At 63.2% G+C, this 22,656-nt stretch carries 20 protein-coding genes; 7 read left to right on the top strand and 13 right to left on the bottom strand.

The genetic code is table 11. The annotated features are described in order from the left end of the window. Window positions 1-8: 8 nt before the first annotated feature. The 4 genes from AT395_RS10525 to AT395_RS10540 all read right to left on the bottom strand — a co-directional run bounded on the left by AT395_RS10525 (window position 9) and on the right by AT395_RS10540 (window position 4,481). A complete protein-coding gene (locus AT395_RS10525; protein WP_048629220.1) occupies window positions 9-1,118 on the bottom strand; it encodes a phosphotransferase in 1,110 nt (369 codons plus the stop codon). 149 nt (window positions 1,119-1,267) lie between these two features. After that, on the bottom strand, window positions 1,268-1,984 hold the full coding sequence (locus AT395_RS10530; RefSeq protein ID WP_174554651.1) for a histidine phosphatase family protein: 717 nt from the start codon (window positions 1,982-1,984) through the stop codon (window positions 1,268-1,270). A gap of 144 nt (window positions 1,985-2,128) precedes the next feature. Next, window positions 2,129-2,908: an oxepin-CoA hydrolase, alternative type gene (locus AT395_RS10535; protein WP_042115474.1), complete on the bottom strand. Its 780-nt coding sequence runs from the start codon at window positions 2,906-2,908 to the stop codon at window positions 2,129-2,131. Between the two features lie 16 nt (window positions 2,909-2,924). Beyond that, a complete protein-coding gene (locus AT395_RS10540) occupies window positions 2,925-4,481 on the bottom strand; it encodes a 3-hydroxyacyl-CoA dehydrogenase (protein ID WP_048629222.1) in 1,557 nt (518 codons plus the stop codon). 615 nt (window positions 4,482-5,096) lie between these two features. On the opposite strand from AT395_RS10540, the gene AT395_RS10555 reads away from it, so the two are divergent. Continuing rightward, window positions 5,097-5,753 carry a glutathione S-transferase family protein gene (locus tag AT395_RS10555; protein WP_042118208.1) on the top strand — a complete coding sequence of 219 codons (657 nt, stop codon included), beginning with the start codon at window positions 5,097-5,099 and terminating at the stop codon, window positions 5,751-5,753. Window positions 5,754-5,897: 144 nt separating this feature from the next. Here the strand turns inward: AT395_RS10555 and AT395_RS10560 are convergent, their stop codons facing one another. Continuing rightward, the gene (locus AT395_RS10560; protein WP_042115477.1) at window positions 5,898-7,112 is read right to left on the bottom strand and encodes a pyridoxal phosphate-dependent aminotransferase; all 1,215 of its coding nucleotides are present in this window, start codon (window positions 7,110-7,112) and stop codon (window positions 5,898-5,900) included. 141 nt (window positions 7,113-7,253) lie between these two features. Beyond that, the gene (locus tag AT395_RS10565) at window positions 7,254-7,766 is read right to left on the bottom strand and encodes a putative toxin-antitoxin system toxin component, PIN family (RefSeq protein WP_094068830.1); all 513 of its coding nucleotides are present in this window, start codon (window positions 7,764-7,766) and stop codon (window positions 7,254-7,256) included. Window positions 7,767-7,813: 47 nt separating this feature from the next. Between AT395_RS10565 and yaaA the strand changes: the two genes are divergently transcribed. Both yaaA and AT395_RS10575 read left to right on the top strand, forming a co-directional pair. Beyond that, window positions 7,814-8,593: a peroxide stress protein YaaA gene (yaaA, locus tag AT395_RS10570; protein ID WP_042115478.1), complete on the top strand. Its 780-nt coding sequence runs from the start codon at window positions 7,814-7,816 to the stop codon at window positions 8,591-8,593. 67 nt (window positions 8,594-8,660) lie between these two features. Further along, on the top strand, window positions 8,661-9,809 hold the full coding sequence (locus AT395_RS10575; protein ID WP_048629225.1) for a M14 family metallopeptidase: 1,149 nt from the start codon (window positions 8,661-8,663) through the stop codon (window positions 9,807-9,809). Window positions 9,810-9,928: 119 nt separating this feature from the next. Here AT395_RS10575 and AT395_RS10580 read toward each other — a convergent pair whose 3' ends face one another. Further along, a complete protein-coding gene (locus AT395_RS10580) occupies window positions 9,929-10,585 on the bottom strand; it encodes a BspC domain-containing protein (protein WP_042115480.1) in 657 nt (218 codons plus the stop codon). A 500-nt stretch (window positions 10,586-11,085) separates the two neighbouring features. Here AT395_RS10580 and trmB point away from each other — a divergent pair, with 500 nt between their 5' ends. Then, the gene (gene trmB, locus AT395_RS10585) at window positions 11,086-11,802 is read left to right on the top strand and encodes a tRNA (guanine(46)-N(7))-methyltransferase TrmB (RefSeq protein ID WP_048629226.1); all 717 of its coding nucleotides are present in this window, start codon (window positions 11,086-11,088) and stop codon (window positions 11,800-11,802) included. Between the two features lie 119 nt (window positions 11,803-11,921). Here trmB and AT395_RS10590 read toward each other — a convergent pair whose 3' ends face one another. From AT395_RS10590 to AT395_RS10615, 6 genes are all read right to left on the bottom strand, one after another. Beyond that, window positions 11,922-13,100, bottom strand: a complete 1,179-nt coding sequence (locus tag AT395_RS10590; RefSeq protein WP_042115482.1) for a DUF2863 family protein — start codon at window positions 13,098-13,100, stop codon at window positions 11,922-11,924. Between the two features lie 148 nt (window positions 13,101-13,248). After that, window positions 13,249-13,818: a methylated-DNA--[protein]-cysteine S-methyltransferase gene (locus tag AT395_RS10595; protein WP_048629227.1), complete on the bottom strand. Its 570-nt coding sequence runs from the start codon at window positions 13,816-13,818 to the stop codon at window positions 13,249-13,251. After that, complete coding sequence (locus AT395_RS10600; protein ID WP_042115484.1) at window positions 13,815-15,302, bottom strand: DNA-3-methyladenine glycosylase 2 family protein; 1,488 nt, start codon at window positions 15,300-15,302, stop codon at window positions 13,815-13,817. Before AT395_RS10600 ends, AT395_RS10595 begins: the two co-directional genes overlap by 4 nt. Before the next feature lie 203 nt (window positions 15,303-15,505). Next, window positions 15,506-18,214, bottom strand: a complete 2,709-nt coding sequence (gene acnA, locus AT395_RS10605) for an aconitate hydratase AcnA (protein WP_048629228.1) — start codon at window positions 18,212-18,214, stop codon at window positions 15,506-15,508. A gap of 198 nt (window positions 18,215-18,412) precedes the next feature. Further along, complete coding sequence (locus AT395_RS10610; protein WP_042115486.1) at window positions 18,413-18,898, bottom strand: hypothetical protein; 486 nt, start codon at window positions 18,896-18,898, stop codon at window positions 18,413-18,415. Window positions 18,899-19,519: 621 nt separating this feature from the next. Continuing rightward, window positions 19,520-20,503, bottom strand: a complete 984-nt coding sequence (locus tag AT395_RS10615; protein WP_042115487.1) for a malate dehydrogenase — start codon at window positions 20,501-20,503, stop codon at window positions 19,520-19,522. 341 nt (window positions 20,504-20,844) lie between these two features. Here AT395_RS10615 and AT395_RS10620 point away from each other — a divergent pair, with 341 nt between their 5' ends. The 3 genes from AT395_RS10620 to sdhD all read left to right on the top strand — a co-directional run bounded on the left by AT395_RS10620 (window position 20,845) and on the right by sdhD (window position 22,653). Further along, window positions 20,845-21,687 carry a GntR family transcriptional regulator gene (locus AT395_RS10620; RefSeq protein WP_042115488.1) on the top strand — a complete coding sequence of 281 codons (843 nt, stop codon included), beginning with the start codon at window positions 20,845-20,847 and terminating at the stop codon, window positions 21,685-21,687. A gap of 185 nt (window positions 21,688-21,872) precedes the next feature. Then, window positions 21,873-22,286 carry a succinate dehydrogenase, cytochrome b556 subunit gene (gene sdhC, locus AT395_RS10625; RefSeq protein WP_042115489.1) on the top strand — a complete coding sequence of 138 codons (414 nt, stop codon included), beginning with the start codon at window positions 21,873-21,875 and terminating at the stop codon, window positions 22,284-22,286. Between the two features lies 1 nt (window position 22,287). Further along, window positions 22,288-22,653: a succinate dehydrogenase, hydrophobic membrane anchor protein gene (gene sdhD / locus AT395_RS10630; RefSeq protein ID WP_039368519.1), complete on the top strand. Its 366-nt coding sequence runs from the start codon at window positions 22,288-22,290 to the stop codon at window positions 22,651-22,653. The last annotated feature ends 3 nt before the right edge of the window (window positions 22,654-22,656 follow it).

The following is a 22,656-nucleotide window of genomic DNA, read 5'->3' on the forward strand; positions in this document are numbered from 1 at the left end:
GTCTCCGTTCAGTGACTGCCAGCGTGGCCGGCAGCGGTACTGCGCTGTGCATATTCCCACGCGAGTTCGGCCATCGGGCGGGCGCGCTTGCCGGCGTCGAGGGCCTGCTGGCTGGCGGCGGTGCCGTCGGCCACGCGTTTCATGATCCCTTGCAGAATCGCGGCAATGCGGAACATGTTGTACGCGAGATAGAAATGCCACTGCGCGGGCGGGTGGATACCCGTGCGCTCCCCGTACCGGGCGACGTAGGCACTTTCATCGGGAATGCCGAGTGCTTGCCAGTCCAGTCCGGCAATGCCGCGAAACACGCCAGGGCTCACATGCCACGCCATGCAGTGGTAGCTGAAGTCGGCGAGCGGGTCGCCCAGCGTCGAGAGTTCCCAGTCGAGCACAGCAAGTACGCGGGGCTGTGTGGGATGGAAGATCAGATTGTCGAGACGGAAGTCGCCGTGCACGATGGTGGTTCGCTCGGGCGAATCGGTCGGCAGGTGCGCAGGTAGCCACTCGATGAGCCGATCCATCGCGTCGATGGTTTCCGTCTCCGATGCACGGTATTGCTTGCTCCACCGGGCGATCTGCCGCGCGATGTAGTCGCCGGGCTTGCCATAGGATTCGAGTCCGACGGCGCGATAGTCGAGTCGGTGCAGCGCCGAGATCACGCGGTTCATTTCGTCGTAAATGGCGCCGCGCTCGGCCGCCGTCATACCGGGGAGCGACGGGTCCCATAACACGCGTCCCGAGACGAAATCCATGACATAGAATGCCAGCCCGATCACGCTCTCGTCCTCGCAAAGGCCACGCATGCGGGGCACGGGAACGTCGGTGCCTTCGAGGGCGTGCATCACGCGGTATTCGCGCTCGATGGCGTGGGCCGAGGGGAGAAGTTTGGCCGCTGGCGCGGGCTTGGTGCGCAACACATAGGCGGCACCGGGCGTCGTCAGGCGATAGGTGGGATTGGACTGGCCGCCGTTGAATTGGGTGAGGGTCAACGGCCCGGCGAAGCCGTCGACGTGTGCGGCGAGCCAGCGCTCGAGCGCGGCGGTATCGAAGGGCGCTTGTTCGCCTAGCGCCCGTTCGCCTGCAAATGCGGAAAAGTCCTGCGCAAGCTCCTCGGCCATGCTGTCTCCTGCATTTCCGGTGCTACGTTGATCGTGACGATTCTACGGCGTAGTGCACTTGCTGCACGGCCGCAACGAGTCGCGCGGCCGCTGAACATCCTGATCCTGCCGTTGTGCGCTGATTCGCGCTGATTCGAACTTATCCGAACTTATTCCCGGTTTCGCGTGCGGAGGAACGACGCGAAGATCTTCTCCATCACGGTCAGCCGGTTGTCGCGATGCAGCGGCTGCGGCGGGGCAAAGTTCATCAGGCGCACCACCCAATCTTCGGGCTTGTCGCCCACGTCGAGCGCGTTGATGCAGGCGGGTGTCTGGGCGAGTTGCCCCAGAAAGAGGCGTCCGCGCGGGTGCATGGCATGCGAGAGAATCGCGCGATTCACACCGCCATGCAACACCAGCAGCACCGTGTCCCACGAGGTATCGGCACGCAGTTCGGCCAGCGGCGGCACCACGCGGTCGAGTAGTTCGCGGACCGACTCGCCGTTCATGAAGCGTGTGTCTTCGGGCACGAGTCCGTCGAAGGCGCTGAGGAACGCCTGAGCGAGTTCGGCCGGCGGCAGGTCGGACAAGCTGCCCGCGCGAATCTCTTCCCAGCACGACCACGTCTCGATATCGATCTGTTGCCCTGTCTCGTCCAGCACGCGTTGTGCCGTCTCACGGGTACGCGGCAGGCCGCTCACGATCACACGATCGAAACGAATGTTCTCGGCAGCGAAGGCACGTCCGGCGGCGCTGGCCTGCGAACGGCCAAGCGCGTTGAGCGGGACGGTATTGGCGTCGATGGGCTTGCCGCTGTCGTCGAAGTACGTCACGTCGCCGTGGCGCATCAGATAGATGCGCCGGCGCTGCGGCGGCGTGAAGGTCAAGGGGCTGGTAGTGGGGCCCAGTTGGCCGAGTGAACTCATGCGGAAACTCTCCTGAATGGGCCGGCAGCCGATTGGCGGCTGCGGCAACGCATTGACAGACGGCGCGCGTCGAAGGTTCGCGTGCGCCGCGTTTTCGTCACACGCTCAGGCGTATTTTGCCGGACGTTTCTCGAGGAAAGCGCTGATCCCTTCCAGACCGTCGGCATGATGCAGCGACGCAACGAAGCTGTCGCGCTCGGCGCCTAACTGCGATGTCAGCGTCTCGCTGGCGCCGCTCTCGATGAGCGTCTTGATGCGGCCTACGGCATTTGGAGAGAGCTGAGCGAGATCGGTGGCCCAGTTCAGTGCCTCGGCACGAGCCTGTCCGGGCGCCACCACGCGGTTGACGAGCCCTGCGGCAGCCAGACGCGTGGCTGCCACGGGCTTGCCCTCGAGCAGGATCTCGGTGGCGAGCGGGCGGGGCAGGGCTTGCGAGAGGAACCACGAGCCCCCACCGTCGGGCGTGAGGCCGACCTTGACGTAGGCCATCACGAACTTGGCGTTCTCTGCCGCGACGAGCAAATCGCACGCGAGTGCGAGCGAGAAACCCGCGCCGGCGGCAGCGCCTTCGACCGCGGCGATGATCGGCTTCGGGCAAGCCCGCAGCGCTTCGATCCACTCGGCCAGCGCATCGATACTCGCCGCCTGCACCGATGGATCTTTCTGACGATTCTCCAGCAACCGGTTCAGGTTGCCCCCGGCGCAGAAGAAGTTATCGGCACCGGTGAGCACCACGGCTCGCACGGACGGATCGCGCTCGGCGGTGGCCAGCGCTTCGACGCCGGCGGCATACATGTCCGGATGCAACGCGTTGCGCGCCCCGGGGTTGGATAGCGTCAGCACCAGCGTTTGGTCGACGCGTTCGGCAAGCAGTTCGGCGCTCATGAGTCGAGTCTCCGGATCACTGTTCTTCGGTGAGCAGCGACACGCCAAGTTGCGCGCGGCGCGTCAGCCACGGCGACGGGCGATAACGCGGGTCGCCATAGAACGATTGCAGGTTACGCAGGACGGTGAGCAACTGGCGCGTGCCGACGGCGTCGCCCAGCGCAAGCGGGCCCTTGGCATAGCCAAGACCCAGTGTCACGGCGCGATCGATGTCGCCCGGCGTGGCGATGCGCTGCTGCGCAATGTCTGCACCGATGTTCACAATGGTGGCGATCACGCGTTGCGCAACGAAGCCTGCCGAGTCGCGGATCACCGTCACCGGCGTGCCGCCGTGGGCAAACAGCGCATGGGCGGCGTCACGCGCGTCGGGCGTTGTGACCGGCGTGGTCATCAGCGTATGGCGCTTAGCGCCCGCGAGTGGCAGCAGCGTATCGATTGCCACCGTGCGCGTGGCGTCCAGACCTTGCTCGACGGCGCAGGTTGTGGCGTCGAGGCCGAGCGGCGTGACCACGATCAGCGCCGACGCCGACGGCTTGTCGCCACTCTCGATGGGCACGCCTGTCGCCCCCAGCAGTTCGGCCACGGCAGCAAAGCCGCGCGTGTCGGCACGACTGATCCAGACACTGGCGGGCAGGGTGTCGGGCGCCGGGACTTCGGCGGGTACCTGCTGTTTGCCGTCGACATAGCGATAGAAACCCTCGCCCACTTTGCGCCCCAGCAGCCCGCCTGCGAAACGCACGGCGGTGATAGGCGACGGGCGGAAGCGCGCCTCTTCGTAGAACTGGTGGTAGATCGACTCCATGACCGGGTGCGAGACGTCGAGCGCCGTGAGGTCGAGCAGCTCGAACGTGCCGAGACGGAAACCCGCCTGCTCGCGCAGGATCCGGTCGATATCGGCGAAACTTGCCACGCCTTCGCTCGCTACGCGCAGGCCTTCGGTATTCATGCCGCGTCCGGCGTGATTGACAATGAAGCCCGGCATGTCCTTGCAGCGCACGGCCGTGTGGCCCATGCGCTGGCCCAGTGCAAGCAGGGCGTCGCCGACTTCGGGAGCCGTGCGCAGGCCGTCGATGACTTCGACCACCTTCATGAGCGGCACCGGGTTGAAGAAGTGATAGCCGGCCACACGTTCCGGACGCTCGCATGCAGCAGCAATGGCCGTGATCGACAGCGACGACGTGTTCGACGCGAGGATCGCGTCGGCCGCGACGATCGTTTCCAGCGAGCGGAACAGGTCGCGTTTGATGTCGAGCTTCTCGATGATGGCTTCGACCACCAGTTGGCAGTCGGCCAGATCCTCGAGCGCGTTGCATGCCTGCAGTCGGCCCATCGTTGTCTCGACGCTGGCCGCCTCGATCTTGCCCTTCGCGGCGAGCTTGCTCAGCGTGTCACGCAAGGCCTCCAGCGCGGCTTGCACAGCCTTGGCGTTGGTGTCGTATAGCTTCACGCGCAGACCGGCTTGAGCGGCGATCTGGGCGATGCCACGGCCCATGGCGCCGGCACCGACGATGCCTAGCACATCGATAGCCTTGGCCGGAGCGTTCGCGGATGCCGGGGAGGAGGATGCAGTCATACGGAGTGTCTCGAAGTTGATGTCGATTGTCGTCGATCGGTGTCGTTCTTTCGGCGCGCGTGGCACAGCGCGGCGTGACTTGCCATTCTATCGTCCGACCGGTCGGTCGGGAAATGAATTTCCTGCCGAGTGGCGCGGCGATGCAAACCGGTGCCCCTGTCGCATTGCCGCTATTGTCGCCGATCTCGTCGCGGCTGCCAGCGCTTGTTCCGCTGGGCGGTCGGTGGCGGGGCGGCACGCCGCGCGTCCCGCTCGTCCCGCTCATCCCGCTTGTGCTGACTCGCTGACGAATTTCGGGACGCGGTTCGTGTCACATGTCTCGCGAACGGTCGTGCGATACCGTTACACTTCGGGTAGCCGCCAGTCGCCCCCTCGCTGCTTTGTTGCCTTCGTTGCGCTCATTGCCCTTATCGCCATCGTCGCCCTCGCAGAAATCCGTGGCGACGACACAGGGGACGCGAACCACAACGAACCACAAGCACGGGCCGGCACTGGCCGCCAACGACACGTCGCTAGCGTTAAGGGCGGCGCACCAGGGACGCATCATGAAACTGCGCACGGACCAAGCCGCCTTTCCGACAACCGCGGCGCTGGCCATGCCGCATGGGAGACATCATGTTGAAGCTGTATGGCTTTCCGATCAGTAACTACTACAACAAGGTCAAGGTTGTGCTGTACGAGAAGGGCTTGCCCTTCGAGGAGTTGGAATCGATTCCTTGTCAGGACGAGTCATTGCTGCAATGCTCGCCGCTTGGCAAGGTGCCGTATTTGCAGACGGAACAAGGTTTTCTGTCCGAGTCGCAGGTGATTTGCGACTTCCTCGAGGCAACGCATCCGTCTCCCGCGCTCTTCTCGAGCGACCCGTGGCAGCAGGCCAAGGAGCGGGAACTGATCACAATGACAGAGTTACATCTGGAACTGGTGGTGCGAGAGGTGTACACGCAGGCATTCTTCGGCGGCTCGGTGTCGGAGGGCACGCGCAATCGCACGGAGAAGCTGCTGCGCCGGAACATCGTGGCATTCAAGCGGCTGGCGAAGTTCGCCCCGTATGTGGCAGGCGATACGTTCTCGATGGCAGACATCGTCGCCGGCATCCACCTGCCGATCCTCGGCATGGCCACGCAAGCCGTCTATGGAGAGGACTTCCTGCAAACGGCAGGCATCGACTGGAAGGCGTATGGCAAGCATCTTGCCGAACGCGAGTCGTTCCAGCGCATGCGCGCAGAGCAGAAGGCCTACCAGCAGGCGCAGCAGGCAAAGAAGGCGGGATAAGCTCGCACTCGGGGCGCAGAGATCCGGAGAGGGTACGGGTACCTCCATCCCGAATGACGCCCGCCTTTCCGAGGTAAAACGAAAGGGCCGCAATGTTGTCGATTGCGGCCCTTCTTTCTTCTGAATTCTGGCAATAGCCGGCGATCAGATCTTCGCCAGTCGTGCCAGTGCTTCGCGCAGCGTGTCGTCTTTCTTGGCGAAGCAGAATCGCACAACGCCCGATTCGTGCGGCTCGTGGTAGAACGCCGAGACGGGAATGGCCGCCACGCCGATCTCACCGGTCAGCCACAGCGCGAAGTCGCCTTCGCTCATATCGCTGATCGCACTGTAATCCACGCACTGGAAATACGTGCCCTCGCACGGCAGCAGCTTGAAGCGCGTACTCGCCAGCCCGTCGCGGAACAGATCGCGCTTCTTCTGGTAGAAAGCCGAGAGCCCGAGGTACGGCGCAGGGTCGCGCATGTACTCCGCCAGACCCACTTGCATCGGCGTGTTGACGGTGAACACGTTGAATTGATGCACCTTGCGGAATTCCGCCGAGAGGGCAGCCGGTGCGGCAACGAAGCCGACCTTCCAGCCCGTCACGTGATATGTCTTGCCGAAGCTCGACACGATGAAGCTGCGGCGCGCGAGTTCCGGATGGCGCGCCACACTCTCATGTCGCTTGCCGTCGTACACCATATGTTCGTAGACCTCGTCAGAGATCAGCAGAATGTCGGTGCCCGCCACGATCTCGGCCAGTTTCGCGAGATCCTTCTCGTGCCACACGGTGCCGCTCGGGTTGTGCGGTGTATTGAACAGAATGAGACGCGTGCGGGGCGTGATCGCGGCGGCAAGCTTGTCGAACGGAATGCGGAACTCGGGAGCTTCGAGCGTAATAAATACCGGCTTGCCGCCGGCCAGCTCGATCGAGGGCACATAACTGTCGTACGTCGGCTCGAACACGATCACTTCGTCGCCCGGATGCACGCTCGCGAGAATCGCCGTGAGCAACGCTTGCGTAGCGCCGGCCGTGACCGTGATTTCCGTGTTCCAGTCGTACTGCTGTCCGTAGAGCCTGCCGATCTTGTCGGCGATGGCCTGACGCAGCGCCGGCACGCCCGCCATCGGCGGGTACTGGTTGTGGCCCTCGCGCATGGCGTGCGACACGGCATCGACGATCTTCGGATCGCAGGCGAAATCGGGGAAGCCCTGACCGAGATTCACCGCCCGCTTTTCGGCCGCGAGCGCCGACATGACGGTGAAGATGGTGGTGCCGACGTTTGGCAGACGCGAGGCGAGCAGCGGGGCAGCCAACGCCTGAGCAGCGGGCGTGGCGGAAGCGGTGGAGGCGGTGGCGGCGGTGTGATGCGCGTTCATTTAAGCGATGGACGATGCAGTGGTCAGGCCGTCATTCTACCGCTGCTGCGCGCGGCATGCGGCCGCTGGCCCGTGGGGCCGGCGTTCGATTTCAGCGATTCCTGAGTCTTTTCCCCGGCGATTCCGACCGGGCTTCGGACATTACGCCGCCGGCAAGAGCAGCGACGTGAAGGCGCTGGCCGTGACGATACGAAAGCCGAACTGCCGCGCCACCCGGCTGCGTAGTTTCAGCACGGCCTTGTCCTTACTGACGAGCCAGTGCGCGTGCCCGTCGCGGGCGGCTTCGAGGAATTTCTGATCGTCGCGGTCGCGGCATAGCGGCAACTGCGCGGGGGGCGGGGCATCGTCCGGCACCACGATACGGTGGGTGTGAGCGTCGACCCAGGCGAGGGCGGCGGTGTTGTCGATCTCGCGCGACGAGAATTGCGGGTACGTCAGCACCACGGCAAGTTCGTCGCGGCAGCGCGGCGCCATGAGTGCCGTGAGGCGGCGCTCGACGAGGGCGTCGCGCACGGGACGCGCCACCGGATCGTCGAAGACCAGCAGATCGATCCATACATTGGTGTCGAGTACCACGCGCGGTGGGGTGGCGAGCGTATCGAGGTGCTCGGCGAAGGCCCGTTCGGCGGGCGTGGCAACAGCGTTTTGAAGCATTGGATAGAATGTCGGTTTCTCGTTTTCGCAGGAACGCTGCACCCGATATGATAATTGTTCTCTCGCCGGCCAAATCGCTCGACTACGAAACGCCGCCGCACGTGAGCACGCACACCGTGCCACAGTTCGTCGACGACGCTGCCGAATTGATCGAGGGCCTGCGTGAACTGAGCCCCGCTCAGGTCGGCTCGCTCATGAGCATTTCCGATCAGCTCGCGTCGCTGAACGCCACGCGCTACGCCGAGTGGTCGCCCCGTTTTGACACGAGCAACGCCAAACAGGCTGTGCTTGCATTCAACGGCGACGTGTACGAAGGACTTGCCGCCCGCTCCCTGAACGCTACGCAGCTCGACTTCGCCCAGAAGCATCTGCGAATCCTGTCGGGCCTGTATGGCGTGCTGCGTCCGCTCGATCTGCTGCAACCGTACCGTCTGGAGATGGGCACGCGCTTCGTCAACAAGCGCGGGCGCGATCTGTACGCGTTCTGGGGCGAACGCGTGACGCAGACGATCAACGCGTCGCTCGCGGAACATCCCGAGACGCATCGCGTGCTCGTCAATCTCGCGTCCGAAGAGTATTTCAAAGTCATCAAACGCCGTCTGGTCGCCGCCCCCGTGATTACGCCGGTGTTCGAAGACTGGAAAGGCGGCAAGTACAAGATCATCAGCTTCTACGCCAAGCGCGCGCGCGGTCTGATGGCGCGTTATGCCATCGAGCGTGGCGTGACCGACGTGCAGCAGTTGAAGGCTTTCGACAGCGAGGGCTATGCGTTCGACGACAGCGTGTCGAACGATTCGCTCTGGGTGTTCCGCCGTCGCGTGGCCTGACGCCAGCCGACCTCCGGCCCCGTGGCAATGTCCCCGGGGCTTTTCATTTCTGCCAGCGAGATAAGCCATGACCGTCCAGATCAGCAGCAGGTTCGACAGCGGTGCCATCCAGGTGGTGAGCGCCGAGCGCGCCGACGACATTCACGTTCGCGTGCCGCAGGACGGCGCCGCCGAGTTTGCCCAATGGTTCCATTTTCGTGTGCAGGGCGTGGGCGGCGCACCGTGCCGTATCGTGTTCGATAACGCGGGGCAGACGTCCTATCCGCGTGGCTGGGAGAACTATCGCGCGGTCGCGTCATACGATCGCGTGACGTGGTTCCGTGTGCCGACTTCGTACGACGGGCAGGTGATGACGGTGTCGTTTACTCCCGCGCACGACAGCGTCTATCTGGCGTATTTCGAGCCGTACGCAGAGGAGCGTCATCTGGCGTTGCTCGGCACGGCGCAAAACTCGCCACGCGTGAGTTCGCGCTCACTGGGGCAGACCGTCGACGGGCGCGATATGACGCTGCTCACCGTGGGCGAGCCGCGTGCCGGCAAGCGCAACATCTGGGTGATCGCGCGTCAGCATCCCGGAGAGACGATGGCCGAGTGGTTCGTGGAGGGGTTGCTGCGACGTTTGCTCGGCGCCGGAGATTGGGCGGGTGATCCGCTCGCCACGGCAGTGCTCGACGAGGCAGTGCTGCACATCGTGCCGAACATGAATCCCGACGGATCGGCACGAGGGAACCTGCGCACTAACGCCATGGGTGCGAATCTCAATCGCGAGTGGCTCGAGCCGGATCTGCAGCGTAGTCCCGAGGTGTATCACGTACGCGCAGCCATCGAAGCCGTGGGCTGCGACATGTTCTTCGACATTCACGGCGACGAAGCGCTGCCCTATGTCTTTCTCGCCGGGAACGAGGGTGTCGAGTGGGCGACCGACGCGGTGTTGGCCCGCGAGAAGGCGTTCGGCGAACGTCTGAAGGCCGCGAGTCTCGACTTTCAGGACAAGTTCGGATATCCGCCGGGCAAGCATGGCGCCGAGTCGCTCAAGCTCGCGTCGAAGTGGATTGCCCATCGCTTCGGTTGCCTGTCGCTCACGTTGGAAATGCCCTTCAAGGACAACGCGAACCGGCCGGACGCGCACGTCGGTTGGAGCGGCGCGCGAAGCGCTGCGCTGGGCGCATCGATGCTCGCCGCGATCTGGTCGCAGATGCAGGCGGACAACGCTTGATGCGCAAGGCCCGCTAGTCCATCGGGCCTGCCGGGTCGAACCGGCCGCGCGACGACACAACAAAGCACGACGCGCGATGCGTCGTGCTTCACTTCATGAACGCGATCGCGCGGCAGCGATCAGTTCGACTTCTTTTTCGTTGTCGTCTTCTTGGCGGTGCTGCTGCCCGACTTGGCCGAGGACGCTTTCGCCGACGACTTCGTGCCCGACGATTTGGCCGTCGTGCTGCGCTTGCCCGACTTCGCGGTGGCGTGCGACGCTTTGCCGCGGGTATTGCCGCGTGCGGCCCGCTTCACGGGTTGTTCGACCTGCGGCAGCGGCGACGTGTAATCGAAGCCCATCATGCGGCCATCGGCGTAACCACAGCGAATGTGGATGTTGTCGGTCTGACCGTTGGTGCGCTTGCCTACGCCGTCGAGTTCGACCATCTGCGTCACATCGACGCGCTGCTTGCGATCATCGAACGGACCGGACCAGGGCGCGACCTTGGCGTGTTCCGGATCGAGTGCGTTCTCTCCGTATTCGACACTCTCGTAACCGGGTAGTGTAGCGACGACAAAGCTGGCGTGCGCGGCGCAATCCGCCACGAGCGGATCGGCGTGACGCGTGTTGATGAACTGCTCGACCAGTGCGCGATGCTGTTCGAGCGTAAAGGCCTGTACAGGGGCCGTAAAGGCCGTCAGGCAGAGCGGTGCAGCGACCGCGGCGATGCCGGCGACCTGGCGCACGGCTCGCAACACGACGCCTGCAGCGCGTTGAAAAAATCGATTCGACATTCTGTGACGTATTCTCGGGGGCGTAAGAGTCTGCTCGCGTGAATACCGGACGGATACCTTTGGGGTTATCTGGTATTTACGCGAGCAGACGCTAAGCATTGCAGAGCAATGTGGGCATGCGACGACTCATCGTGTGAGTCTCTGGCACGCGCCGCTCGCGAAGGGGTTTGACCGCATTTTGAAAATCGACGGCAAAGCGACCCTCATCTTAACCGAAAAAAAGTCGCTGACGCCCGCTGGGTAAGCGCGCACACGTAACACCGCACGTAGCGAAAGTTACAGCGCGCTACAATGCATGCCTGACCGACACGTCGATATCGCGATGACCGTGCCTATTTCACGCGAACCACTGCTGTCCGGCGACGATAAGGGGGCGCATTGTGCCATCGACCGTGGCAGCACAATCGCTCGAATAGCGGCGCATTTCGGCGTTTTTCGAGCGATTCGCACGATACGCGCTCTGGCATCGACTGCCTGCGCCCCACGTTTTCTCTTCTCGCATGTTTGCAAATTCGCGCACTGTTGATAGTGCTCAAACCGGGCCGCACGACAAACTGGCGGATCTCGTTCGCCGTCATCGCGATGCGGTGTTTCGTAAGCCGCTGGCTGCCTACAGCGCGGGGGTGTTCGATGCCGCCATCGCTGCATGGCGCGACGCGGGCGCGGCACCCCTGATCATCGACGCGGGGTGCGGGGTCGGTGAAAGCACCTTACGCCTGGCCACGCAGTTCCCCGATCACTTCGTCATCGGTATCGATCAATCGGAGAGCCGTATCGTGCGCGGCAAGGATTGGTGGGACGGTGTGTGGCCCGAGAACTTTGTATGGGTGCGCGCCGATCTGGTCGATTTTTGGCGGCAATTGTTCGACGCGGGTATTCGCCCGGCACGTCACTACATTCTCTATCCGAATCCGTGGCCGAAGATTGGTCAACTCGCGCGACGCTGGCACGCACACGCCGTTTTCCCCACAGTCGTGGCGCTGGGTGGGGTGCTTGAATGCCGAAGCAACTGGAGCATCTACATCGACGAATTCGCGTTGGCGGTTGAGTGGCTCAGTGGCGTGCGTCCGGCTGTGGAGGCTTGGTCGCCTGCGCCGGGTATCGCCCCTGTCACACCGTTCGAGCGCAAATATCTGGCATCGGGCCATGGCTTGTATCGGTGTGTGGTGACATTACCGCCGGCTTCGGCTTCGGCTTCGGCTTCGGCTTCGGCGTGAGACGGCACGCGCGTTGCGCGTCGCAGAAATAAAAATGGCCGGGCGCGGAAAGCGCTCGGCCATTTTTGCCGTCAGCACGCGTCAATGCGACGCGGTGACAATCGTTGCGATCGATCCGATCAGTGAAAATGCGGACGGTTTGGCTCGGCGTCTTCCGGCATTTCCGCGTGAACGACTTCACCCACGGGATCCGGATACAGCGGCACGCCGCAATCGTCGCAATACTCCGGATCGAAACGACCCGGATGCTTGCGGATTTCGGTCACGCCGCATGACTTGAGCAGATCGGTGACTTCGTCCAGCGCACCGCCTTCGACTTCGCCATTTTCACGGCCGTAAAGTGGCCACACGACGCCGTAGATCACATCGTTGCTGCCGCGTTGCGTAAAGCCGATGCGGTACTCGTCGATGTTTTGCTCGCCGAAGCCGGCTACGACAGCCCGCAACTCGGCAGGCGTGAGCGTCAGCACATCTTCGAGATAGCGCAGCGCCGTGCGGATCGTGTGCGGACGAATGCGCTCGTCGGCCTCGCGGCAGCTTGCGTAATACGCGTCGGGCAGCAGGCACTCGATTTCGCAGCCCGGCAGCAGGGCATTCAGATTCGGGCCGCCCTGAGCCGTCCATGCCTCCTGACACTGGCCACGCTCGGCGTGACGTGCGCCGTCTTCCTGCCAGCGGAACATCGGCGCTCCCTTGGGCACGGTGACGGCCGCCAGCAGGAAGCGCGGGTCGGCGAGTATCGGTGCCGTTTCCGGCAGATCGTTGCCGGGCTGTTTGACGTCGGCGTTATCGACGGCCGCGCGTACAAGTTGCTGTGTGACCTTCCACGACTCGCAATGCGTGCGTGGCAGTTGATCGATGCTGTACAGGTACGGCGAGATGGCCACGCGTGCGGATTCCGCCAGCACATGGGCGTGCAGATGCGCGCGAACGGGCATGAGCGCGTCGGTCTTCACCGGGCCGGACGGGATGGCGTAGCGCGTCCAGGCGAGGATCGGAATGGCAACGAGCAAACCGTCCCACACCGCGCCTTCGGCTTCAGGTTCCGCAGATTCGCTTTGCGATTCGATCAGGTCCGCCAGCGCTCCATAAGCCTCGCTGTGATTGGCCTGAAGATGATCGAGCGCTGCGTCGATAGCCGGTTGGTTACCCGTGCGCAGCACGCGCGTGAGCAACGTGTCGAGCTGGGCTTCCCAGAAGCGGTCCTCGATACGGCTGCCTGAGGCGGCGAGCGCAAGCGCGTGGCCGACCAGTTTTTCAGCGTCGGGAGTCAGTCGTTTGGCGGTGCGTGAGCGCATAGTGTGCAAAGCAGAAATACATGAACTCACGATTGTACGGCATGCGTGAACGCGATTGATGGGACGCGTTCGCCAATCTCACGAATCGCGTGCCCCCGGCGCGGCTCCCCGACCCGTCGCGTCGCCACTGGCGATCAGTCGGCTATCGTCAGAAATCGAAGGCGAGATTGGCCGGCGCCGACAGTCGCGTGCGACGTGTTGCCCCGGTGCCGACGCCCGCGCCGCCAACGCTGGCCCATGCAGCCCCTTCGAGCGAGAGCAGCGCGAGCTTGCGCTCGACGCCGCTGGCGTAGCCGGTGAGGGTGCCGTCTGCGCCGATCACGCGGTGGCAGGGAACGATGATCGATATCGGATTTCGCCCGTTGGCAGCGCCGACCGCACGCGACTTGTTTGCGTCACCCAACGCATGGGCGAGATCGCCATAGCTGCGGGTCTCGCCAAACGGAATACGCAGCAACTCGGCCCAGACACGCTGCTGAAACGGTGTGCCTTCGGGGGCTAGCGCCAGGTCGAAGACGCGGCGTCCTTCGTGAAAATACTCGTCGAGCTGACGCTTAGCGTCGTTGAGAACGGCCATGTCGCCGCCATCGCGGCGCACGTCTCCGTCTTGCGGAAAGTACTTCTGATGCGAGAAATACACCCCGGTGACAGCATCGCCGTTCGCAACGAGCAGCATGTCGCCCAGAGGGCTGTCGTAATATGTTTCGTAGCGGATCATGCCAACACCTCCTGCAAAGTCTCGACCGGCTGCCCCGCCGGCCCCTGGGCCGCCGCTCGCCAGATATGCAGCGCCGCATACGCGCGCCATGGCGCCCATTGGGCCGTGCGTGCGGTCACGGCGCGCCCGTCGCGCACGCCAAGCGCCTGACGCAGCACCAGATCGTCAACGGGGATCGCGTCGGGCGAGCCGAGGGCGCGCATGGCGATGTACTGCGCTGTCCATGGGCCGATGCCCTTGATTGCGAGCAGTGCCTTCACAGTGGTCTCCAATGGCGCCAGCGGATCCAACCTCAGGTGGCCATCGACGATCGCCTGCGCGACCCCGTGAATCGCGGCACTTCGGCTCCGAATGATACCGGCTTCGCCCAATGACTCAGGTGGCACGGCGAGCAGTTGCGCGGCGCTGGGAAACGTATGCGTCAAGCCGTGCGCCGGTGCGCTTAGCGGCGTGCCGAAGCGTTGCGCGAGCCGACCGAGCAAGCGTCGTGCGCCCTTGACGGTGATTTGCTGGCCGACGATGGCGCGCACGGCAATTTCGAAGCCGTCGACCCCTCCCGGCACGCGCAGGCCCGGTGTCGTCGTGGCAAGCGGCCCGAGATGCGCGTCGATGACGTCGGGACGGGCGCCCAGATCGAAAAGATGACGCAGCTTGCCCAGGACCTGCGGCACACTGCCGGCCAGCACCGGGGGCAGGGTGACTTGCAGCACATGGCGATCCGGCCGCGGAGTCACGCGACACCAGCCCGCGACGGTTTGCCCGTCTTGCCGCTCGATGTTCAGCGTACGGGTGTAGATATCGCCCTCAAGCAGTTCAACACCCTCGATCGCCCGGTCGCCAAGGAAGTCGAGCAGCGCGTGCCATGCAAACGGCGGCCGGTAGGCCAACTGGAATACGAGATCGCTGTCGGGCAGGGCGGCGTGGCGGGCGTTCAGGCGGAGCCGGCCGGGGGCGAAGCCGTAGCGGGTCTTGAACAGACCGTTGAAGCGCCGAACGCTGCCGAAGCCGGAGGCGAGGGCGATTTCCGTGACCGGTAAGGCCGTGTCGGTGAGCAGCCGTTTGGCGAGCAGCAGCCGTTGTGTCTGCGCGTACTCGATAGGCGAGACACCGAATTCGTCGGCGAAGATGCGGCGCAGATGACGCTCGGTGATGCCGATGCGGGCGGCAAGTGCGGGCAGTCCGGCCCGGTTGAGGAAGCCTTCGTCGATCATGGCCGCGGCGGCGTCGGCAAGTTCGCGGGTGGCGTCGAAACGCGCGCCGCCGGGGGCGAGTTCGGGGCGGCACTTCAGGCAGGGGCGGAAGCCGGCCTTCTCGGCCGCGGCGGCGCTGCCGTAGAACGAGCAGTTTTCGAAGCGAGGCGTACGCACGTTACATACCGGGCGGCAGTAGATGCCGGTGGACGACACGCCGACGAAGAACCAGCCGTCGAAACGCCGGTCGCGGGCGGAGACAGCCTTGTAGCAGACTTCGGGGTCGAGCGTCATGGGCAGGCAGCCGACAGGCCGGAGACAGGGAACATGGCTGTCACTCTACGCGGGAGAGCGGGGCGGTGCTAGTCATTTTCGGACATGACAGGGCCGCTGCCATGCGCGGCCCAGAACGACAAAACCCGGCACGAGGCCGGGTTTTGCGTGCTGCCGGACGACGCTACGTCGCCCGGCAGCCTGAGTCACTGGCGAACCGCCAATCAGGCAGCGGCGAGCAGTTGACGCAGCACGAACGGCAGAATGCCGCCGTGCTTGTAGTAATCCACTTCGATCGGCGTGTCGATACGCAGCAGGACTTGCACCTTTTGCGTGTCGCCGTTCTTGCGATGGATCACCAGCGTGACATCCTGCTGGGGCTTGATGTCGGCCGTCAGACCTTCGATGTCGAACGTCTCTTCGCCCGTGATACCCAGCGACTGTGCGCTGTCCGTGCCCTTGAATTGCAGGGGCAGCACGCCCATGCCGACCAGGTTCGAACGGTGGATACGCTCGAAGGAACGCGCGATGACCGCCTTCACGCCCAGCAACTGCGTACCCTTGGCTGCCCAGTCGCGCGAGGAACCCGTGCCGTACTCTTCACCGCCGAACACCACCGTCGGGGTGTTTTCGCCAACGTACTTCATTGCGGCGTCATAGATCGACAGTTGTTCGCCGGACGGCTGGTGAATCGTCAGACCCCCTTCGACGCGCGAGCCGTCTTCCTTCGCCGGAATCATCAGGTTCTTGATCCGGACATTGGCGAACGTGCCGCGCATCATCACTTCGTGGTTGCCGCGGCGCGAGCCGTAGCTGTTGAAGTCGGCCTTGAGCACGCCGTTTTCGAGCAGCCACTTGCCTGCCGGCGACGTTTCCTTGATCGAACCGGCCGGGCTGATGTGGTCGGTCGTAACCGAGTCACCGAATACGCCCAGCGCGCGTGCGCCGTGGATCGGCTCGATATCGGTCTTGGGATCCATCGAGAAACCGTCGAAGAACGGCGGTTCGGCGATGTACGTCGACGTCGGCCAATCGTAGACCTGCCCCTTCGAGCCCTTGACCTTGGCCCACAGCGGGCTCGGTTCCTTGACCGTGTCGTAGTTGGTCTTGAAGACCTTCGCGTTCATCGCGAACTTCATCAGCTTGTGGATTTCTTCGCTGGTCGGCCAAATGTCGCCCAGGAAGATTTCGCGGCCGCCGTGGCCCTTGCCGACCGGTTCGGTCATGAGGTCGCGGCGCACGTTGCCAGCAATGGCGTAGGCCACGACGAGCGGGGGCGAAGCGAGGAAGTTGGCGCGAATGTTCGGGTGAATACGCGCTTCGAAGTTACGATTGCCCGACAGCACGGCGGCGGCGACCAGATCGTTCTTCACGATGGTGTCGTTCAGCTCGGCCGTCAGATCGCCGGCATTGCCGATACAGGTCGTGCAGCCGTAGGCCGTCACGCCGAAGCCCAGCTTCTCGAGATACGGCAGCAGGCCGGCGGCTTCGAGGTACTCGGTCACCACGCGGCTTCCCGGGGCGAGCGAGGTCTTGATGTGCGGTGCGACCTTCAGGCCGGCTTCCACGGCCTTCTTGGCCAGCAGACCTGCGGCGAGCAGCACGCTCGGGTTCGAGGTGTTCGTGCACGACGTGATGGCCGCGATCAGCACGTCGCCGTTTTTCACGTCGATGCCGCTGTCGGTCTTGTAGGTCGTGTCGAGTTGTTCTTCGGTCTTGTTGAAGCCGTTCTCTGCCACCGGCTTGGTGAACAGATCGTTGAAGGTCGACTTCACGTTACCGATTTCGATACGGTCTTGCGGACGCTTCGGACCGGCCAGCGACGGGGCGACCGTGCCCAGATCCAGCGTAAGCGTCTTCGTGTAATCGATTTCGTTCGTCTTCGGAATGCCGAAGAGCTTCTGCGCCTTGAAGTACGACTCGAAGGCGTCGATTTCGCTCTTCGTGCGGCCCGTGCCCTTGAAGTAGTCGATGGTCTTTCCGTCGACCGGGAAGAAGCCCATGGTCGCGCCGTATTCCGGTGCCATGTTGGCGATGGTGGCGCGGTCCGGCAGCGCCAGGCTGGCCGTGCCTTCGCCGAAGAATTCGACGAACTTGCCGACGACCTTCTCACGACGGAGCATTTCCGTGATCGTGAGCACCAGATCGGTGGCGGTCACGCCTTCGCGCAGACGGCCCGTCAGTTCCACGCCAACGACGTCGGGCGTGAGGAAGTACACCGGCTGGCCGAGCATGCCGGCTTCGGCTTCGATACCACCGACGCCCCAGCCCACCACGCCGATACCGTTGATCATGGTCGTGTGGCTGTCGGTACCCACCAGGGTATCCGGGTAGAACACGTTGTCCTTCTTGTGCACGCCGCGTGCAAGGTATTCCAGGTTCACCTGGTGCACGATGCCGAAGCCCGGTTGGACCACGCCGAACGTGTCGAACGCCTGCATGCCCCACTTCATGAACTGATAACGCTCGTTATTGCGCTGGAATTCCAGCTTCATGTTCAGGTCGAGCGCTTTCTTCTCGCGGAAGTGATCGATCTGAACCGAGTGGTCAACCACGAGATCCACCGGCACGAGCGGCTCGATGCGCTTCGGGTTCTTGCCCTGACGTTCGGCGACGTTACGCATGGCGGCCAGATCGGCCAGCAGCGGCACGCCAGTGAAATCCTGCAGCACGACGCGCGCCACGACGAACGGGATTTCGTCGGTGCGCTCAGCGTTCGGCTTCCAGTTAGCCAGTTGCTTGACGTGCTCTTCCGTCACTTTCTTGCCGTCGCAGTTGCGCAGCACGGACTCGAGCACGATACGGATCGACACCGGCAGGCGCTCGACATTCACACCCAGGGCTTTACCCAGTTGGGGCAGCGAGTAGAACTTGCCTTTCTTGTCGCCGCTGAGTTTGAACTCTTTAAGCGTTTTGTGGAGGTTGTGGGCCATGATCTTTCCTTGAGTGATACAGAAAAACGAAGCGGTGGTGATGCGATTAGTGAGGAGCTGCATCGTGCGGGCACTCTCGAGGGTGCCCGCTGCGACGCCAGTGCGCCGGGTGTCCGGCGTACCGTGAACTACGGGTATGACTGAGGCTACAGCAGGAAAGCGGCTGGCGCATCATGCGATCGGCGGCCGGGGCACGCTTCAGTTGGTCACCTTGATCAATTCGACCGACTGGGTCGGGGCGAGCTTGTTTTGCTCCGACATCGCTTGCGTCATGCACTCGTCAGCCAGACGGCTGCCGCCATCGCGGTGCGTGAACAGCATGGCCTTGGCCGGAATCACGACCAGATCCATACCGCTGGCTGCGTCATAGAAACGGTCGGCGCCGGTCGTCGTCTGCTGACGCGGCAGACGGTAGTTGCGGCCTTCCCAGAACATCGTGAGAATCTGGTCGCGCTTCATGTCGCCCTTGATGAACAGCTTCTGGTTCTCCTTGCAGCTCCATTGTTCCGAGCCCTCGTCCGGCTGGGCCGGTGCAGCGGCCACAGCGGCTTTCTTCTTGGCCGGCGCCTTCTTCTTCGGGGCGGGTTTCTTGGCCGTCGTGGCGGCCGGCTCAGCGGCGAATGCGGCCGGCACAACGGCGGCGGAACACAGGGCAACCAACGCGGTCAGGCAAAGCTTCTTCATGGTGAGTCTCCAAACAATGGGTGAGAGCTGATAAAAGCGCAGATTATCGTACGAAGTCTGCGTCGTTCGGCGTCACCATACAAATTTTTTCAATTCCCTTGCGCCACGCACAGCGGGCGGCGGCGGTACGAACCGGCGTCGCTGGGAGGGAGTGTTGCGGTACGGAGGTCGGCGTTGCGCCGGATCGGACTGGGCGCGGACTCATCTTACCGCCGACAGGGGCGGTTGTGATGCGCAATGGGCGGGATACTTGGCGAAGCGAACGCGCGAGGGGGCGCGTCATGTTGCGCTGCACGCTCACCGAAGACACTACGCACAGGCCGGCCGTCCGGTCCGGTGCATGTTGTGCGGCAGTGAGGCGTTGCATTCGCTTGGCCAAGAAGTCGCTCGGTATGCCGGGTGTTGCTTGGGGTGGTGCCAGGGTCATAGCGCGATAGACGGCGCGGTCTTTTGCGCTCAATGTCGTCACTTCGATCATTGCTCTGGTCGACACGGTGACTGCTGGATGCGTTCCCTCTGTCGGGGTGGTTGCGCCGGCACTGGGGGTAAGCCGCCGGCGCAGTTTCAGCCCCGCGCCACGCTTTTGGCGTCGCGCGGGGCCAGTCCCCGGGGGGATTAGCCTTAGCCCAGCAGATGTGCCACGCCAGCGCGCTCTTCTTCGAGCTCGTTGAGCGTGATGTTCATCTTTTCGCGCGAGTAGGCATCAATCTCGAGGCCTTCCACGCGCTTGTATTTGCCGTTTTCGCAGGTCACCGGCACGCCGTAGATCACGTCTTCCGGAATACCGTACGAGCCGTCCGACGGGATACCCATCGTGACCCACTTGCCGTTCGTGCCCAGCACCCAGTCATGGATGTGGTCGATGGCAGCGTTGGCCGCCGAGGCCGCCGACGACAGGCCACGGGCTTCGATGATGGCGGCGCCGCGCTTGCCGACGGTCGGCAGGAACACGTCGTTGTTCCACACGTCGTCGTTGATCATCGACTTCACGCTCTGGCCGTCGATCGTGGCGAAACGGTAGTCGGCGTACATCGTCGGCGAGTGGTTGCCCCACACGGCCAGCTTTTCGATGCTGGCGACCGGCTTGCCGGTCTTGGCGGCGATTTGCGACAGCGCACGGTTGTGATCCAGACGCAGCATCGCGGTGAAGTTTTCCTTCGGCAGATTCGGCGCCGACTTCATGGCGATGTAGGCATTCGTGTTGGCCGGGTTGCCGACCACGAGCACCTTGACGTCGCGCTTGGCGACTTCGTCCAGGGCCTTGCCCTGCACCGTGAAGATTGCGCCGTTGGCTTCAAGCAGATCCTTGCGCTCCATGCCTTTCGAGCGCGGACGGGCACCCACCAGCAGGGCGACGTCGGCATCCTTGAAGGCGACCTTCGGGTCGTCGGTCACAACCACGCCGGCGAGCAGCGGGAACGCGCAGTCTTCCAACTCCATCACGACGCCCTTGACGGCGGCTTGAGCTTGCGGGAGGTCGAGCAGTTGCAGGATGACGGGCTGATCCTTGCCGAGCATGTCGCCATTGGCGATGCGGAACAGCAGGGAGTAGCCGATTTGGCCAGCGGCGCCGGTGACGGCGACACGCATTGCGGGTTTTGCCATGAGAATCTCTCCAGACGTGTACAAATTCCTGCGAAGCTCAAGATAAGCTCGCCGTCCGGGTGGCTATTTTTGCCAGGCTGACAGCGCCGCGTCACATGAAGCTTCTAAAATTCCTTGACCTACGGAAGCTTGCGGGCTGCGGGGTGTGCTGCCATTGATGAGTGCGAAGCACCGGACTCTCTTATATGATTGCCGTGCTGCGGCTGCAGGCCCCTGTTAGCCCGCGTCAGTGTAGGAGCCGTCACAACGAATGTCAACTCTATCTTATGTCTTATATAAGACATAGGATTATTGCTGTTATTCGATGGACGAAGGCCTTGATTTGTGGTCAAATCGCCGCCATGAATGCGAATGTTCGCGACACATCCAACACTACGCCGCCTGTCGATGCTCCGCAGCGACAGGACAGCGCGCGCGACGCCGCACCGGCCTCTCAGGCCCCGCAGGGTGCGGCTGCCGCAGGAGCGTCGCCAACCTTTAGTCCGCTGTATCAGCAGATCAAGGGGCTCATCACCCAGAGCCTGCAAGCCGGCGAATGGAAGCCCGGCGAAATCATTCCCAGTGAAGTCGATCTGGCCGCCCGTTATAAGGTGAGTCAGGGAACGGTGCGCAAAGCCATCGACGAACTGGCTGCCGAGAATCTGCTAGTGCGTCGTCAGGGGCGTGGCACGTTCGTCGCCACCCACCACGAAGACCGGGTGCAATTCCGGTTTCTCCGTCTTGCGCCCGATTCGGGCGAACCCCATCACCCGCCCAGCCGCCTGATCGAGTGCCGCCGCATGCGCGCACCGGCGGAAATCGCACGTCAGCTCGATCTGCGTGCGGGTGACGGTGTCATTCTTATTCGCCGCATGATGGATTTCTCGGACCGTCCGACGGTGCTCGACGAAATCTGGCTGCCGGGCGCGTTGTTCCGTGGATTGACGGCGGAGCGGCTCAATGAATACAAGGGGCCGATGTATGGCCTGTTCGAAGATGAATTCGGCACTCGCATGATTCGCGCTGTGGAAAAGGTCCGTGCTGTGGCCGCGGACGACATGACGGCGGATCTGCTCAAGGTGCCGAAGGGGTTCCCCCTGTTGAGTGTGGAGCGCGTTTCCTACACTTACGGGGACAAACCGGTGGAAGTGCGCCGGGGCTGGTACGTCACCACGGAACATCATTACCAGAACGAATTGAGTTGAGAGGGTAGGGCGACTCCCCAGGGGCGAGCTGGCGTCGTGGCCGGTGAGTGCCTGAGAGTCGAGGCATGAGGGGCGGCGTGTCGTGCGCCGTTGGCAGGAATTTCCGGAGCATTGGAACCGGTATGGTGCAACGCACTAGAATCGGCGCTAAAATCCGGGGCTGATGTAACTACATGGGGTCTAGCATGGCTGAAGTGGTAAAAAAAGAGCGGCCAGTCTACAGGAATATCGGTATCGGACAGCTTGTCACGTACCGACTCCCGCCGGCTGGTATCGTTTCCATTCTGCACCGTATTAGCGGTGCGATCTTGTTCCTTCTGTTGCCGTTCGCGCTTTATTTGTTCGAACAGAGCCTCACGTCGGAACTCAGCTTCGACGTTCTGCGAAGCATCGCCTCCAACTGGTTTGTCAAACTTGTCATCCTGGCATTGTCGTGGGGCTTCCTGCACCACTTCTGCGCCGGCTTGCGCCATCTGCGCATGGACTTCAATCACGACGCAGTGAGCAAGGAAAGCGGCAAGAACTCGGCAGTGGCCGTTCTGGCCGTGTCGCTGGTGCTGACGCTGGCCGTTGCCCTCAAGCTGTTCGGAGCGTTCTAAGATGGCACAGAACAATATCGGTTCGAAGCGCCTCGTCGTTGGCGCGCACTATGGTCTGCGCGACTGGATTGCGCAGCGCATGACTGCGGTCATTATGGCCGTGTACACCGTGATCCTGCTGGTGTGGTTCTTTACCGCCAAGGATTTCTCCTACGAAGGCTGGGCCGGCATCTTCGCGCATCAGTGGATGAAGTTGGCCACGTTCGTGACGCTGCTCGCGTTGTTCTATCACGCATGGGTCGGCATTCGCGACATCTGGATGGACTACGTCAAGCCCGTCGGTGTGCGACTGGCGCTGTACGCGCTGACGATCGTCTGGCTGCTGGCTTGTGCCGGCTATGCCGCACAGATTCTGTGGAGAGTGTAAAGA

It is taken from the genome of Pandoraea apista, assembly GCF_001465595.2.
GTDB classification, from domain to species: Bacteria; Pseudomonadota; Gammaproteobacteria; order Burkholderiales; family Burkholderiaceae; genus Pandoraea; species Pandoraea apista.